Source organism: Ramlibacter sp. (genome assembly GCF_029866045.1).
In the GTDB taxonomy this organism is placed as follows: Bacteria; Pseudomonadota; Gammaproteobacteria; order Burkholderiales; family Burkholderiaceae_C; genus Ramlibacter.
The window spans coordinates 1-14,760 of the sequence record NZ_JARXAB010000107.1 but is presented as its reverse complement, the minus strand read 5'-3'; the positions used below and the strand labels follow the sequence as shown (position 1 = coordinate 14,760).

Below are 14,760 nucleotides of genomic sequence, written 5' to 3'. Positions count from 1 at the left end.
GGTGGGAGCGGCCATCTGGCTGCTGCTGCCCTCGATCATTGGTGGCCTGGCTCCGCGCTCGTCGGAGGCGGTGGGACTGACCCGGCTGTTTCTGGTCGAGGGGCGTGCCCAGTTCGTACAACTGATTTTTGGCATGCTGGTTATCGTGCTGCTGATCTTTGCGCCCCGCGGCATCACCGGCCTGGGGCGCGACATTCGCCAGCTGCTCGCATCCTGGAGGGGTCGCTGATGTCTGCCGCTCTCGAGATCGAAGGCCTGTCGGTCGCCTATGCCCGCAAAGGCCTGGCCTTGCAGGATGTGAATCTGTCTGTGCCCAAGGGCGGCATTGTGGCCCTGCTGGGCGCCAACGGCGCCGGTAAGACCACGCTGATACGGGCCGTCACCGGCCTGCTCGACCTGCACCATGGCGCGGTCACCGCCGGCCAAATCCGCTTTGGTGGCCAATCCATGCTCGGGGTACCGGCGCACAAGCGGGTCCGCCTGGGCATGGGCCAAGTGCCCGAGGGCCGGTTGGTGTTCAAGCACCTGTCGGTGGAGGACAACCTGCGGGTCGGCGCCGACATCCTGCCGCGCGGCCAACTGCACGAGGGGCTGGAGGCGGTCTACACCCTGTTCCCCCGCCTGCGCGAGCGTCGGCAGCAGGCAGCAGGGTGGATGTCCGGTGGCGAGCAGCAGATGCTGGCCCTGGGGCGGGCGATGATCGGCCGGCCGCAGTTGCTGCTGGTGGACGAACTGTCTCTGGGCCTGGCGCCCCTGATCGTGAAAGACATTTACAAGCAACTGCGCGTCATTGGGGAGACCCTGGGCACCACGATGCTGGTCGTGGAGCAAAACGCCCGGCTCGCGCTGGAGTTCGCTGAGTCGGCCTTCATCCTGGCAGGTGGGCGAATCGCCTTCTCGGGCACCTCGGCCGAGATTGCCGCCAGTCCGGCGATCCAGCAGTCTTACCTGGGTGGCGGGGCTGCACAGGCCGCGGGTGAGGAGGCAGCGCAATGAGCAATTCGATGTTGACCCTCTCTGGTCTGACCATGCGCTTTGGCGGCATCAGTGCCCTGGAGGCTGTGTCGTTTGAGGTGGAGGAGGGCAAGACCACGTCGGTGATCGGCCCCAACGGCGCCGGCAAGACCACGCTGTTCAACTGCATCACCGGCATGTATCGCCCGACCAGTGGCCAGGTCAGTCTGCGCGGCGAGGACATCACCGCCGCGCCTGCCCACCGCATCGCGCGCCATGGCATTGCCCGCACCTTCCAGAACCTGGCCCTTTTCGGGGGCCTGAGCGTGCTGGACAACCTCATGACCGGCGCTTATCTGCAAGGACGCTCGGGGCTGCTGCAAGGCGCTTTTCTCACGCCGGCTGCCCGCGCCGAGCGCCGAGCGGCAGAAGCAGCGGCCCGCGAGACCCTGGCCTTTCTGGGCATGGAGGAGCTTGCCGATGCCGCGCCCGCCGAGCTCTCCTATGGCAAGCAAAAGCAGGTGGAGTTCGCCCGCGCGCTGATGCAAAACGCCCGGCTGGTCCTGCTCGACGAGCCGATGGCCGGCATGAGCAAGACCGAGAAGGCCGCGATGAGCGGTTTGATCCAGCGGGTTCGCCGTGAGCGCGGAATCACCTTCCTGATCGTCGAGCACGACATTCCGGTGGTGATGGACCTGTCCGACCACATCGTGGTGCTGGACTTCGGCCGCAAGATCGCCGACGGATTGCCCGAGGCAGTGCGCCAGGACCCGGCGGTGATCGCCGCTTACCTAGGCAGCGACCCACACCACTAAGCAAACAGGCGAGTCCGCCGAAGGGCGCCGCCCGTTTCGTTCATTTGATTTTTGAGATCTATTTCCAAAAGGACATCAGCCATGCGTGAAGCCGTCATCGTCTCCACCGCCCGCACCGGCATCGGCCGTGCCTACCGCGGCGCCCTCAACAACATCAAGTCGCCCACCCTGCTCGGGCATGTGATCGGCGAGGCGGTACGTCGCGCCGGGGTCGAGGGCGGCGAGATCGAAGACGTGGTCATGGGCACCGTGCTCACATCGGGCACCGCCGGCATGAACCTCGCCCGCAACGCTGCACTGGCTGCCGGCCTTCCAGTCTCTGCTTCTGGCCAAACCATGGACCGCCAGTGCGCTTCCGGCCTGATGGCCATCGCCACCGCTGCCAAGCAGATCATGGTCGACGGCATGGACATCGTGGTCGCTGGCGGCCACGAGAACATCACCGCCGAACAGAAGGCCTATTTCGATGCTGCCATGGCGGGCAAGGACCCGGCGCTCGAGCAGCGCGCCCCTCATGCCTACATGCCCATGCTCATGACCGCCGAAGTGGTGGCGCGCAAATACGGCATCTCCCGCGAGGCGCAGGACCAGTATTCCCTGCAGTCGCAGCAGCGTACCGCGCAGGCGCAGGCCGCTGGTCGATTCAACCAGGAAATTGTGCCGATCAGCGCCCAAATGGCAGTGGCGGACAAGGCCACCGGAGCCATCAGCTACAAGAGCATCACCCTGGACCGCGACGAGGGCAATCGTCCCGAGACCACGCTCGAAGGTCTGCAGTCCCTCAAGCCCATCATCGAAGGCGGTTGCATCACCGCCGGCAACGCCAGTCAGTTGTCCGATGGTGCCAGCGCCTGCGTCCTGATGGACTCTGGCCTGGCCCAACGCCGCGGCCTGGCGCCCCTGGGCATCTATCGCGGCATGATGGTCGCCGGCTGCGCGCCCGACGAAATGGGCATCGGCCCGGTCTTTGCCGTGCCCAAGCTGCTCAAGCAGCATGGCCTGAAGGTCGACGACATTGGCCTGTGGGAGCTCAACGAAGCCTTCGCCTGCCAGGCTCTGTACTGCCGTGACCAACTGGGCATTGACCCGGAGAAGTACAACGTCAACGGCGGCGGCATTTCTATTGGCCACCCCTACGGCATGACCGGTGCCCGCCTGGTCGGCCACGCCCTGATCGAGGGCAAGCGCCGCGGGGTCAAGTACGTGGTGGTCACCATGTGCGTGGGCGGTGGCATGGGCGCCGCCGGCTTGTTCGAGGTCGTTTGAGCGCGCAGCGGCAGGCGGTGGCGCGGTGCGCCGCGCCTGTCACTGCCCCTGAGACAATCCGGCAATGACCGAAATAAGCTCTTCTCCCGTGCTGCTTCGCCGCGAAGGCGCAGTGGCGCATCTGCGCTTCAACCGCCCGCAAGCGCTCAACGTGATTGACCTCTCGCTGGCCCGCGCTTTCCACGCGGCCTGTCGCGAGCTGGCCAGCGCTACCGATCTGCGCGCCGTCGTCATCTCTGGCGAAGGCCGCGCCTTCATGGCCGGCGGCGACCTCGCCGCGCTGGTTTCTGATCCGCTGCACATGCCAGCCGCCGTCATTGGTGAAGTGCACCCGGCGCTCGAACTCCTGGCTGGCTTGCGCGCGCCAGTGATCGCTGCGGTGCATGGCGCGGTGGCCGGCGGCGGCCTGGGCATTGCCCTGGCGGCTGACCTGGTGATTGCCGCAGAGGGCACCAAATTCGCCATGGCCTACCCGCGCATCGGCACCAGCGCCGACTGCAGCACCTCCTGGAACCTTGTGCGTCTGCTGGGCCCGCGCAAGGCCATGGAAGTCGCCCTGCTCTCTGAACCTTTTGATGCTGCCGAGGCCTTGCGCCTGGGCCTGATCAACCGGGTCGTGCCGGCCGATTCGCTGCAGGCCGAGGCCGGCCAGCTGGCCGCTCGTCTGGCCGCTGGGGCTCCAGTGGCCCTGGCCAACCTCAAGCGCCTTGTGCGGGAGGCTGGGGACAACGACCTTCGCACCCACCTCGCGCTGGAGGCCAGCCTGTTCCAGCAATGCGCCGCCACCGCCGACTTCACCGAGGGGGTGGGCGCCTTTTTGGGCAAGCGCGAAGCGAAGTTTCAGGGGCGCTGAGCACGGGCTGAGCCTGTGATGCGCCACGGCGTCTGCTGAACTTCCTGGCTAAAGGCAGGGGCGGGCGCCGCTTACCATTCGAACATGCCTGCCTTGCCCGACCCATCGGTCCAGCCCCTGGACTTTTTGCGCGCCCTCTACCGCCTGGCGGTGGAGCGGGCCTTGCCCGCGCACTGCTTGCCGCCGTATCTGCCGGCGCCGCCCCAGGGGCGCACCGTGGTCATTGGCGCGGGCAAGGCCGCAGCCGCCATGGCCCAGGCGGTGGAGGCGCATTGGCCGGCAGATGCGCCCCTGTCTGGCCTGGTCATCACCCGCTATCACCACACGCCGCCGCGCCCGGCCGGCTTGCCTGCGCGTATCACGGTGCGGGAGGCCGCTCACCCGGTGCCCGACGCCGCGGGCCTCGCGGCCACCCGCGAGATGCTCGGGGTGCTGCAGGGCCTCACTGCCGACGATCTGGTGTTGTGCCTGATGTCTGGCGGCGCTTCAGCGCTGCTCACCGCGCCGGCCGAAGGCCTGACCCTCGAAGACAAGCAGCGCATCAACCGCGAACTGCTGCTCTCAGGTGCGCACATTGGCGAAATGAACTGCGTGCGCAAGCACCTCTCCCGCATCAAAGGTGGGCGCTTGGCTGCCGCCTGTGCGCCGGCGCGTCTGGTCACGCTGGCCATCAGCGACGTGCCGGGCGACGACCCGGCGGTGATCGGCAGCGGGCCTTCGGTGCCCGATCCCACGACCTGTGCCGACGCATTGGAGATTCTGGGGCGCTATTGCATTGAGGTGCCGGCACCGCTGCGCCAGCGGCTCGAAAGCGGCGCGCTTGAATCGCCCAAGCCCGGCGACGCGGTATTTGCCAGGGCCCGCTTCGAGATGGTGGCTGCGCCCATGGCCTCGCTACAGGCCGCCGCCGAAGCGGCGCGCGCAGCAGGCCTGGTGGTACATGTGTTGGGCGACGACCTTGAAGGGGAGTCACGCGAGGTTGGCCGGGCGCATGCCGATCTGGCTTTGCAGGTTTTGGGTGGTGGCACGGCGGCCACGGGACTTGCGCAAGGACGCATTCAAGGCCCCCTGCAGGCGCCCTGCCTCATCCTTTCAGGTGGCGAGACCACGGTGACGGTAAGGCCCCAGCCCGCAGGAACGCCTCGCGGCCGTGGTGGGCGGGCGGGTGAGTTTTGCCTCGGCTTCGCGCAGGCGCTCCATGGTGAGGCGGATCACTCTCCCGCCATCTGGGCCCTGGCGGCCGACACCGACGGCATCGACGGCGTGGAGGACAACGCCGGTGCCTGGGTCGGCCCGCCGCTGCTGGCGCGGGCCCAGGCGCAGGGCCTGTCCATCGACGCGCACCTGGCGCGCAACGACGCCTACGGCTTCTTCAGCGCAGCCGAAGGGCTCGTGGTCACCGGGCCGACCTTCACCAATGTGAATGATTTCCGGGCGGTTCTGGTGCTGGCGCAGCCTTAGAAACTCGATGGATTAATGCCTGTGGCGGGTCATTTTGTTAGCCATTATGGACATAATGTGATTTATTTGCCCATAATGGCTGCATGCCAAGCAGGCCTCCTCTCGTCTTCCCCCAAGAGCAGCGGCTCCTCTCCGGCCTTGGAGAGCGGGTCAAGCTCGCCCGCCTGCGGCGCAAGTTAAGCAGCGCGGTCGTGGCGCAGCGCGCGGGTATTTCGCGCACCTCCCTCTACAAGGTGGAGGCGGGCGATCCCGGCGCGACGTTAGGCACCTACCTGCGCGTCCTGGCGGTCCTCGGACTCGAGGGCGACATCAGCCATCTGGCCGCGGACGACAAGGTCGGACGCAAGTTGCAGGACCTCGCTCTGATGCCGCAGCCGGCCACCGTGGTGCGCAGCCGCGTGCTAAGCGCGGCGCTTCAGGCCAGCGAGGCATCTGCGCCTGTTCCCAAGCCATCGAAGGCGAGGCCCCGGTGATGTCCGACCATGCTAGTTTCGGACGCTTGCAGATCAACGAAGTCGTCGTCAGGACGCCTTCGATGCATTCCTTTGTTGGCTGGCAGCCTGAGGCGCGTAGAGCCGGCATTGCCGCCGCAGATATTGCGCAAACATCGGCGGCATTCAGCGCGCACGCACAATACAGGGCCTGATTCAGGACTTTCATGGACGACAACCAACTCGAGGTGCCCACCTCCTTCTCGCACCTCTACGCCACCCCCAGCGGCCGCCTGTCGATTGCGCGCGCCGAACTCCATGACCGCTACGAGTTGTGTGAGGACCTCTCTCAGATGCTCACCGAAAAAGCGTCTGAGATGCTGCACCGCCTGGGCGTGGCCGAGTCCGATGTGGTCGAGCGCATCCAACGCGGGCTCGAGGGTGAAGGCTCGCCGGTGACGCCGCCGGAGGCGCGCTGGGTGGTCTGTCGCTTGGCGGAATTGCTGGGGTGGGAGTTCCCCGCAGAATTGTCTATCGAGCCACCTTCCGAGGGGCAGTAGACCGGCGGTCAAACGCAAGCACTTTCCCCGCCGCCATCGATTGACGCTGGCCAGAGGCTTTGGTCGAACTCACTCGCCTTTTTGAAGTTGACCTAGCACCGTGTGATTCGCCTCGCACACCCGTCGGAACCCTGCGCTGACCCGCTTGTCTTGTGCCGCCATGCCCCAAAAGGCTTGAGCTGCCGGCAGGGCCTCTCGACAGGGGCCTGCTTCCGAGGGGAGAGGGCGCTCGGGCGTGAACGCGGGCGTGAGCACTTCCGCGGCCCGGGGCGGCGCGTAGCGCATTACCCGATCATTAGGGTGGCCTGCTCGCCCTGGATGCCCTGGTCACCCACTCCAGTGCGCCTCCACGGCCTCGGCCCATTCGTCCACAAGCTCTTGCACCGGCCGGCTGGACATCCTCAGTGGGGCCCGATACACCGAACCCGGCCTGCCACTTTCCTGCGCGGATGGAGTCTCTCGCGGGACCACCCTTGAGTGTGCGGCGGAGTTGGGCCGGGCATACTGCCTCGATGTCCGATGACGACCACGCCTCCATCTGGTCGCCCCTGCGCCACCGGACCTTCGCCGCGCTCTGGGGCAGTTGGGTCATTGCCAACCTGTGCATCTGGATGGCCGACCTGGCCGCCGCCTGGCTCATGACCTCGCTGACCGACAGCAAGTTCATGGTGGCCATGATCCAGACCGCCACCACACTGCCGGTCTTCCTGCTGGTGCTGCCCGCCGGTGCCTTGGCCGACCGGGTGAACCGGGGCAATGCTTTTCTTTTTGCGCAGGTGTGGGCAACGTCCGTTTTGGCGCTCACCGCAGCCTTGGTCTGGGCCGATGCCATCAACCCCGTTCTGCTGCTGGTGCTGGTGTTCGTTTCCAGCCTGGCCACCGCTATTCGCTGGCCCACGATGGCCGCGCTGCTGCCAGAAGTGGTTCCGCGCGGGCAACTGCTGCAAGCCATCTCTCTCAACGGCATCGGGGCCAATGCCGCACGCTTGGCCGGACCCTTGCTCGCGGGCGCCGTGATTGCCCTCTGGGGCGGGATGGCGGTGTTTGCGCTGTGCGCGCTGCTGTCCTTGGTGGCGGCGGTCTTGATGGCGCGCTCCGGCTACCAGCAGCCGCCTGCGCAGGCGCCGTCGCTGCCGTGGCTGCAGTCCATGGCGGCGGGTGTGCAGCATGTTCGCGGGAGCGAACGGCTGCAGGCCATCCTGCGGCGCGCATTCCTCTTTTTCTCCATCGCCACCGCGCTCATGGGGCTGTTGCCGTCGGTCGCCCGTGACCTGCAGGGCGGTCCCGAGGTCTATTCATTTCTGTTCGCCTGCATGGGGGCGGGAGCGGTCAGCGTGGGCCTGGTAATGCCGCTGGTGCGAAGGCGGCTCGGCTTCCAGGGCATGTCCACCGCGAGCATGCTGGTCATGGGTCTGTGCGCGCTTGTGATCTCGCTGGCTCAGAGCCCTTGGCTGGTCGCGCCTGCGATGTTCCTCGTGGGCATGGCCTGGATGACCGCCGCCAACACAATGAGCACCAGTGCGCAAATGGCACTCCCTGACGGCCTGCGGGCCCGAGGCATGGCTCTCATGTACATGGCGGGCATGGCGGGCAGCGCCATGGGTGCGGCGTTCTTTGGCGCTCTTGCCGATGCCATTGGCCTGCGCCCGGCGCTGCAGGTGCTGGCGGCCTTTGGTGTGCTGATGGGGTGGGCGCTCCGGCACCGCCTGCGTATTGCCGATGCGCATCTGAACGACGACGCCAACCCAGGCTAAGGTCTGGATCGGCTCGCTGAGTCGCCGGTTGTTCCCCGAGAGGCACCCCCAGATACGCACCCTGATACGCATCCGGATGCCCACCGATTGCGCTCCCAGTGCGCACCGTGGAGGTAGCGCCTCAGGCCTGCTCGGCGGTGGAGGCGCCTTCTTCAGAAACTCCGACCGGCATGCCCACGATGCCTTCTTCGCGCAGCCGGGTGATGGCGGCCGCGTCATAGCCGACGGATTGCAGCAGTTCCAGGGTGTCGGCACCCAATGCCGGCGGGTTGCGCCGTAAGGCCAAGCGCTTGCCGTCCAGTGCAATGGGCAGGAGGGGTGAACGGGTCTCAATGACCCGGCCCGCGCCACTGCCGTCAGCCGGCACCGTGGTGGGCGCCAAACCACCGGTCGCCAGCAGGTGCGGGTCGTCGAACAACTCGTGTGGCTGGGTGATCGGCGCATATGGCAGGCCCACTCGCTCAAAGCGCTGGCTCAACTCGCGAGCAGTGAACGATTCAAAGCGATCGCGCAGCAGCGCAATCAGCCACTCGCGGGCCAGCACCCGGGCGTTGTTGCTCCCCAGCCGGGCATCGGCCTTCAGGTCGGCAAAGCCGAACTCTTCGCACAGGATCGCCCACTGGGTGTCGCTTACCGCGGCCAGGAAGATCTGCTCCCCGTCTTTCACCGTGAACACGTCATACACCCCCCAGGCGCTGATGCGACTGGGCATGGGCGCAGCTGCCTGGCCGGTGACGGCGAACTGCATCATGTGCTGGGCCACCAGCATCACGTTGTTCTCGAACAGGCCGCTTTGCACCTCGCGACCACGGCCAGTTTTCTCGCGCTGCGACAGGGCGGCCAGCACGCCGATGGCACCAAACATGCCGCCCATGATGTCGTTGACGCTGCTACCCGCGCGCAGGGGCCGGCCCTCGGGCCCGGTCATGTAGGCCAGGCCTCCCATCATTTGCACCACCTCGTCGAGCGCGGTGCGGTGCTCGTAAGGGCCGGGCAAAAAGCCCTTGTGGCTCACGTAGATGAGGCGCGGGTTCAGCTTGGACAGCGCCGGGTAGCCAAAGCCAAGCTTATCGAGCGTGCCGCTCTTGAAGTTCTCGCCGAACACGTCGGCACCTGCCACCAGGCGCAGCACGATCTCGCGGCCCTGTGCGGATTTCACATCGACCGCCAGGCTCTTTTTGTTGCGGTTGAAAACGCCATAAAAGCCGGCGCCCGAGCCAAGCAGGCGGCGGGTGTTGTCGCCGGTCAGCGGCTCGACCTTGATGACCTCTGCGCCGAGGTCGGCCAGGATCATCCCGCAGGTGGGGCCCATGACCATGTGGGTGAACTCCACCACCCGAATGCCTGCCAGGGGCAGGTCGGTGGCGGCATCGGGCTTGTTGGTTTCTGTCACGGAGTGGCTCATGGTCAATTCGCCATTATCCGGGGCTCAAAGCGCACAGGCCGCCCGGAACAGGGCTGCCATTTCCTCGTCTCCGCCGTCTTCCGGGCCCAGCCCCGCCTGCACCAGCACCGTGCCTGTCTTGCGGTCGATCAGGGCGTTCTGGGAATGGGCGCCCGCCATGCGCAGCATGCGGCCGTCGGCGCTGTGGTGCCAGAAGAAGTTTCGGTAGGCGCGGCCTGGCCGGGCGGCGTTGAATCGGGAGGCCTGGTCCTTCTCGCCATGGCGGGCTGTTTCTGCGATCCAGGCGGCCGGTACCAATTGCTGCCCATTCCAGCGGCCATCTTGGGCCACCAACAACGCCAGCCGCGCCCAGTCACGCAAGGTGGCGGAAAAGCCTGCGCCGGCAAAGGCAAAGCCCTTGGAATCGGTCAACCAAGTGGCGTCCGCCTGCGCACCCAAGGGCTGCCAGAGCTGCTCCTGGGTAATCAGGTGCAGGGGCTGCTGGTACACCGTCTCCAGCACCCAGCCCACGAGCACCGGGTTGAGGTCGGTGTAATTGAACTTTTGACCCTGCGTGTCGCTGCGACCCCAGCGGAAGTCCATCACGCCCCTGATCTGGTCCGTGTCCTGGCCACGCCGGGGGGAGTAACCGATTTGGGAGAAGCCGTAGCGCTCAAAGCCATTGTTGGGGCTGCAGAAGGACTCGCAAATATTGATCCCGCTGGCCATATTGAGCAGGTTGCGCACAGTGATGTCGGCAAACACATGGCCCTGCAGACCCGGCAGGTACTGGTCCAGCCGGTCGTCGAGGGAGGCGATCTTCTTTTGCTCCAGTGCAATGCCGGTCAGCAGGCCCACCACGCTCTTGGTCATTGACCAGCCGAAAAAACGCATATCGGCGCTGCGTCGGAACCGGTACTCCTCGTGCCAGATCTCATCACCGCGCGCGATCAGCAGGCCCGGCCGGTTGAACCGGGCGGCGTAGTCGGATGCGCTCCTGAACGGCCCTGCGCGTACCGATCGGGCCGCACTGCGCAAAGGCGATGCCGCAGCCCCCGCGCGGATCCGCTGGTGCGCGAACATAGACTCCAGGCCGCCCGAGAAATTGCCCACGTGGTACTCGGTGTAGCCCTCCCACTTCTGCTGCGCGCCAGGCGGCCCCCAGCCGGTGGGGAAGCCCTGGGACTCGCCCCATTTGTCTTGTGCGCGAGCGGGGATTCCGATTGCCCCCAGACCTAGCCCCAGGCCAGTGCCGATCGAGGTGAGGACAAAGCGGCGCTTATTCATAGGTCCCCACAATACCATCGCCCTACCATCGCCCTACCATCGTCAAAATAGCAAAGCCGGGCCCCATGTGGGCCCCATGCGGGCCTCAAGTCCGTCCTGGTCCGTCCTGGTCCGTCCTGGTCCGGCCTGGTCCGGCCTGGTCCGGCCTTGGTTGTGGCCGGCCAAAGGACTCCTTGGGTGCCAAACCGCGCAGTGCGGTACCGCAGCGCCGCCGACCTGGCGCCCTAACAGGGGGTTACCACAATAGTGTTGGCTGCAGATTGACCTATATTCGAACCCAACTTCGTTGTGAAAGGACCCTCCATGGACACGCTCGTTTCAGGCGCTGCGAAATCAACGGGGCTCACCCGTCGATGCGGCGCAGCCCTCCGTCGCCTCCGCCAGATTGGCCCGGTGGCAATGGCCACCGTTTTCAGCGCCGGCATGCTGGCCGCGCTGCCGGCGGCAGCCCAGGTGAAGATTGGCTTCATCACCACGCTCTCGACCCCCGCCGGCTACCTGGGTGAAGACGCGCGTGACGGCTTCTTGCTGGCCGTCGAAGAGGAGCGGGGCCGCCTCGGTGGCGTGGCCGTTCAGGTCGTGGTCGAGGACGACAAGCTGCAGCCCGCTGCCGGCAAGCAAATTGCCGAGAAGTTCTTGCAAAGCGACAAGATCAAGCTCTTTTCCGGCCTGATCTTCTCCAACGTGGCGGCCGCCGTGGTGCCCGACCTTCTGGCGGCCAACGCCATCTTCGTGAGCCCCAACGCGGCGCCTTCCAACTTCGCAGGCAAGGGCTGCCACAAAAACTACTTCGTGGCCAGCTGGCAAAACGATTCGCTGCACGCTGCCTCCGGCGCGCTGGCGCAGAACCTGGGCTACAAGCGCATGGTGCTGCTGGCCCCCAACTACCAGGCCGGCAAAGATGCGCTCAACGGCTTCAAGACCAAGTACAAGGGCGCAGTGGTCGAGGAGATCTACACCAACCTCAACTCCACTGACTTCGCCGCCGAGATGGCCCGCATTCGCCAGCTTCGGCCCGATGCGGTCTATCAGTTCCACCCGGGTGGCTCGGGCATTGCCTTCATCAAGCAGTACTCGCAGGCGGGTCTCAAATCCACCATTCCTCTGGTCGTGCCGATGCCTGGCCTGGAGGCCCGCATTCTTTCCGCGGTCGGCGACGACGCAGTGGGCGTGATTGCCAGCTCGCACTGGAACGCCGACTTCGACAACGCGGCGAGCAAGGCCTTTGTCGAGGGCTTCCGCCGCGTCTACAAGCGCGAACCCACGCCGTATGCAGCCCAGGGCTACGACGCCGCCAAGCTGATCGCCGAGGCCATGCGCGCCACGGGTGGCAAGGTCGAGGACACCGAGCGCTTCCGCGCTGCGATGGTCAAGGCGGAAGCCAAGCTCACACGCGGCAACTTCCGCTTCGGCCCCAACCAGCACCCGGTCCATGACTGGTACCAGATCTCCGCCGTCAAGGGCGCCGATGGCAAGCTCACGCTCAAGACCGGCGCCAAGGTCCTGACCAACGAGGGCGACCCCTACGCCCAAGAATGCAAGATGTAAGTTGTGTCGGTTGAACTGCTGATTGAGCAGGGCGTTAACGGCCTGCAGCTGGGTTTAACGCTTTACCTCCTGGCTGCGGGCCTCACCCTGATCTTCGGGATCATGGGCATCTTGAACCTTGCCCATGGCTCGATGTACATGGTCGGAGCCTACTCGGCGGCGGTGATCGCCGCTAAGACGGGCTCGTTCCTCGCCGCCGCCTTGGGCGGCGCGCTGATGGCAGGCCTGGTGGGCCTGGCCATCGAATTTCTCATCATCCGAAGGCTGTACGACCGCGAGCACCTAGACCAGGTGCTGGCCACCTTTGGTGTGATCTTGTTTGCCAATGAGGCAGTGGCGCTGATGTTTGGCCGCTCGCCTCTTTTCATGTCGGTGCCGCAGTGGGCTTCCGGCCAGGTCGAGATCTTCCCTGGCGTGCCCTACCCGCAGTACCGCCTGTTCGTGATGGCCGCAGGCATTGTGGTGGCCCTGCTGCTGTGGCAGTTGATCGCCCGCTCTCGCCTGGGCATGCAAATTCGCGCAGGCGCCACCCACCGCGAGATGGTGGGTGCGCTGGGCGTGGACATTGCCCGCCTGTACACCATCGTCTTTGGCGTGGGCGCGCTGCTCAGTGGCTTGGCGGGAGCGTTGATCGGCCCGGTGCGCAGCGTGCAGATCGGCATGGGCGAGGACGTTCTGATTTTGACCTTCGTGGTCGTAGTGATCGGCGGTATTGGCTCGCTCAAGGGCGCGTTTGCCGGCGCGATGATCGTTGGCGTGATCGACACCCTGAGCCGCGCGGTCGCCGGCCCTGCCATCAAGGCGTGGATTGGCGGACCCACCGGGGACAGCCTGGCGGCGGGGCTGTCGTCCATCATGGTCTACCTGGCCATGGCCCTCGTCTTGGTGATCCGCCCAACGGGCCTGTTTCCGGCGCAGGGAGCACGGGCCTAGGCCCGCGGATGGACCGATGACACGCCAGCGCCTTCTCACCGCCGGGGTCTGGGTTTTCCTGGCTCTCTTCCCCTTGTTGGCCGACGCGATCGGCCAGGGCTATTGGATCAACATCTGGACCCGCATCCTGATCCTGGGCCTGGTGGCCATGAGTCTCAACCTGATCATGGGCTACGGCGGCATGGTCAGCCTGGGGCATGCGGCCTACTTTGGTGTCGGTGGCTACGCGGTCGCCCTGATCGCCTTCCATGTCACGCAAAAGGTTCCGCTCTTTGGGTGGGCGGGCAGTAACGAGGCCCTGGTGGTGTGGCCCATCGCCATGGTGATCAGCGGCTTGCTGGCCCTGGTACTGGGCGCGCTGTGCCTGCGCACGCGCGGCGTGTACTTCATCATGCTCACGCTGGCTTTTTCGCAGATGCTCTTTTTCATCGTGGTCGCGCTCAAGTACTACGGTGGCGACGACGGCTTGTCCATGACCGGGCGCAACACGCTGGCGGGCATGTCCCTCGCCAAGCCAATGGCCCTGTACTACGTGACCTTCGTGGTGGTGCTGCTGGCGTGGGTGCTGCTGGCGCGCATCACCCAGTCGCCCTTCGGCCGCGCCTTGCAAGCCGGCAAGATCAACGAGCGGCGGGCCCAGGCGCTAGGTATTCCGGTGCGTCGGGTGCAACTGATTGCGTTTGTCATCGCCGGCGTTCTGGCCGGACTGGGCGGCGCCCTGTGGGCGAACCAGATGCGCATTGCCTCGCCCGACATGCTCCATTGGATGCGCTCGGGTGAGCTGATCATGATGGTGATTCTCGGCGGGCTGGGCAGCCATATGGGGGCCATCGTCGGTGCCGCCGCTCTGGTGTTGCTGGAGGCCTGGCTGGCGGGCCTGACCGAGCACTGGATGTTGATTCTGGGCGCGATTTTGGTGCTCACGGTTCTGTTTGTGCGCAAGGGCCTGTTCCTGCGCCTGGCGGGGAGCGGCCATGAGCGCTGAGGGTCGTCTCGAAATCCGTGGGCTGGTCAAGCGCTTCGGCGCGCTGGTGGCCACCGATCAGGTGTCGCTGGCTTTCAGTCCCCGGGAGACGCACGCCATCATCGGCCCCAATGGGGCGGGCAAGTCCACGCTGATCAACCTGATCACGGGGGACCTGGTGGCCGATGCCGGGCAGATCGTGCTGGACGGAGAGGACATCACCGCCCTCAGCGTCGCCCGGCGCAGCCTCAAGGGGCTGGCGCGCTCCTTCCAGATTACCGAGCTGGTCACTGGCTTCACCGCGCTGGACAACGTGTGTCTGGCCGTCCAGGGTCGGCTTCGAACCTCATTCCAGTTTTTGCGGCCGGCAGCCGCCGACCGGGCGCTTACCGAGCCTGCGCAAGCGGCCCTGGCGCAGGTGGGGCTGTCTCACCGCGCGGGCGAGCGGGTCGAGACCCTGTCGCATGGAGAGAAGCGCCAGTTGGAGATCGCCATCGCCCTCGCCCTGGAGCCCAAGGTGCTGCTGCTCGATGAGCCCTTTGGCGCACTC

At 66.0% G+C, this 14,760-nt stretch carries 14 protein-coding genes and 1 pseudogene; 13 read left to right on the top strand and 2 right to left on the bottom strand.

Translation table 11 applies throughout. From position 1 onward, the window contains the following. The 9 genes and pseudogenes from QE494_RS11865 to QE494_RS11825 form a co-directional block, all read left to right on the top strand. Positions 1-229 (top strand): annotated as a pseudogene (locus QE494_RS11865) (hypothetical protein); the annotation flags it as partial. Beyond that, positions 229-996 (top strand): ABC transporter ATP-binding protein, encoded by a 768-nt coding sequence (locus tag QE494_RS11860; RefSeq protein ID WP_300043588.1) that lies wholly within the window; start codon positions 229-231, stop codon positions 994-996. The pseudogene QE494_RS11865 and the gene QE494_RS11860, both read left to right, overlap by 1 nt. Further along, positions 993-1,769, top strand: a complete 777-nt coding sequence (locus tag QE494_RS11855; RefSeq protein ID WP_300043587.1) for an ABC transporter ATP-binding protein — start codon at positions 993-995, stop codon at positions 1,767-1,769. Before QE494_RS11860 ends, QE494_RS11855 begins: the two co-directional genes overlap by 4 nt. Positions 1,770-1,850: 81 nt before the next feature. Next, the gene (locus QE494_RS11850; protein ID WP_300043585.1) at positions 1,851-3,035 is read left to right on the top strand and encodes an acetyl-CoA C-acyltransferase; all 1,185 of its coding nucleotides are present in this window, start codon (positions 1,851-1,853) and stop codon (positions 3,033-3,035) included. A 64-nt stretch (positions 3,036-3,099) separates the two neighbouring features. Then, positions 3,100-3,888, top strand: coding sequence for an enoyl-CoA hydratase/isomerase family protein (locus QE494_RS11845; RefSeq protein WP_300043584.1), 789 nt, complete (start codon positions 3,100-3,102; stop codon positions 3,886-3,888). 84 nt (positions 3,889-3,972) lie between these two features. Next, on the top strand, positions 3,973-5,349 hold the full coding sequence (locus QE494_RS11840; protein ID WP_300043583.1) for a glycerate kinase: 1,377 nt from the start codon (positions 3,973-3,975) through the stop codon (positions 5,347-5,349). 83 nt (positions 5,350-5,432) lie between these two features. Continuing rightward, the gene (locus QE494_RS11835) at positions 5,433-5,822 is read left to right on the top strand and encodes a helix-turn-helix transcriptional regulator (RefSeq protein WP_300043582.1); all 390 of its coding nucleotides are present in this window, start codon (positions 5,433-5,435) and stop codon (positions 5,820-5,822) included. 185 nt (positions 5,823-6,007) lie between these two features. After that, positions 6,008-6,340 (top strand): ATPase with chaperone activity, encoded by a 333-nt coding sequence (locus QE494_RS11830; protein ID WP_300043580.1) that lies wholly within the window; start codon positions 6,008-6,010, stop codon positions 6,338-6,340. A 512-nt stretch (positions 6,341-6,852) separates the two neighbouring features. Then, the gene (locus QE494_RS11825; protein WP_300043578.1) at positions 6,853-8,094 is read left to right on the top strand and encodes an MFS transporter; all 1,242 of its coding nucleotides are present in this window, start codon (positions 6,853-6,855) and stop codon (positions 8,092-8,094) included. Positions 8,095-8,215: 121 nt separating this feature from the next. Here QE494_RS11825 and QE494_RS11820 read toward each other — a convergent pair whose 3' ends face one another. Then, positions 8,216-9,499, bottom strand: a complete 1,284-nt coding sequence (locus QE494_RS11820; RefSeq protein ID WP_300043577.1) for a CaiB/BaiF CoA-transferase family protein — start codon at positions 9,497-9,499, stop codon at positions 8,216-8,218. Positions 9,500-9,523: 24 nt separating this feature from the next. Next, positions 9,524-10,765, bottom strand: coding sequence for a serine hydrolase (locus QE494_RS11815; protein WP_300043575.1), 1,242 nt, complete (start codon positions 10,763-10,765; stop codon positions 9,524-9,526). A 303-nt stretch (positions 10,766-11,068) separates the two neighbouring features. Here QE494_RS11815 and QE494_RS11810 point away from each other — a divergent pair, with 303 nt between their 5' ends. The 4 genes from QE494_RS11810 to QE494_RS11795 all read left to right on the top strand — a co-directional run. Then, positions 11,069-12,313 (top strand): ABC transporter substrate-binding protein, encoded by a 1,245-nt coding sequence (locus tag QE494_RS11810; RefSeq protein ID WP_300043573.1) that lies wholly within the window; start codon positions 11,069-11,071, stop codon positions 12,311-12,313. A gap of 3 nt (positions 12,314-12,316) precedes the next feature. Then, complete coding sequence (locus QE494_RS11805; RefSeq protein ID WP_300043571.1) at positions 12,317-13,246, top strand: branched-chain amino acid ABC transporter permease; 930 nt, start codon at positions 12,317-12,319, stop codon at positions 13,244-13,246. Positions 13,247-13,262: 16 nt separating this feature from the next. Then, on the top strand, positions 13,263-14,231 hold the full coding sequence (locus QE494_RS11800) for a branched-chain amino acid ABC transporter permease (protein WP_300043570.1): 969 nt from the start codon (positions 13,263-13,265) through the stop codon (positions 14,229-14,231). Then, the coding region (locus QE494_RS11795) for an ABC transporter ATP-binding protein (protein WP_300043569.1) at positions 14,221-14,760 on the top strand (540 nt) is incomplete at its 3' end. The genes QE494_RS11800 and QE494_RS11795, both read left to right, overlap by 11 nt.

Bases quoted from the DNA above. Each gene is read 5' to 3' on its own strand.
- QE494_RS11820 (WP_300043577.1), bottom strand. From the start codon at position 9,499: ATGAGCCACTCCGTGACAGAAACCAACAAGCCCGATGCCGCCACCGAC.
- QE494_RS11800 (WP_300043570.1), top strand. From the start codon at position 13,263: ATGACACGCCAGCGCCTTCTCACCGCCGGGGTCTGGGTTTTCCTGGCT.
- QE494_RS11810 (WP_300043573.1), top strand. From the start codon at position 11,069: ATGGACACGCTCGTTTCAGGCGCTGCGAAATCAACGGGGCTCACCCGT.
- QE494_RS11830 (WP_300043580.1), top strand. From the start codon at position 6,008: ATGGACGACAACCAACTCGAGGTGCCCACCTCCTTCTCGCACCTCTAC.
- QE494_RS11840 (WP_300043583.1), top strand. From the start codon at position 3,973: ATGCCTGCCTTGCCCGACCCATCGGTCCAGCCCCTGGACTTTTTGCGC.
- QE494_RS11855 (WP_300043587.1), top strand. From the start codon at position 993: ATGAGCAATTCGATGTTGACCCTCTCTGGTCTGACCATGCGCTTTGGC.
- QE494_RS11815 (WP_300043575.1), bottom strand. From the start codon at position 10,765: ATGAATAAGCGCCGCTTTGTCCTCACCTCGATCGGCACTGGCCTGGGG.
- QE494_RS11845 (WP_300043584.1), top strand. From the start codon at position 3,100: ATGACCGAAATAAGCTCTTCTCCCGTGCTGCTTCGCCGCGAAGGCGCA.
- QE494_RS11860 (WP_300043588.1), top strand. From the start codon at position 229: ATGTCTGCCGCTCTCGAGATCGAAGGCCTGTCGGTCGCCTATGCCCGC.
- QE494_RS11850 (WP_300043585.1), top strand. From the start codon at position 1,851: ATGCGTGAAGCCGTCATCGTCTCCACCGCCCGCACCGGCATCGGCCGT.
- QE494_RS11825 (WP_300043578.1), top strand. From the start codon at position 6,853: ATGTCCGATGACGACCACGCCTCCATCTGGTCGCCCCTGCGCCACCGG.
- QE494_RS11835 (WP_300043582.1), top strand. From the start codon at position 5,433: ATGCCAAGCAGGCCTCCTCTCGTCTTCCCCCAAGAGCAGCGGCTCCTC.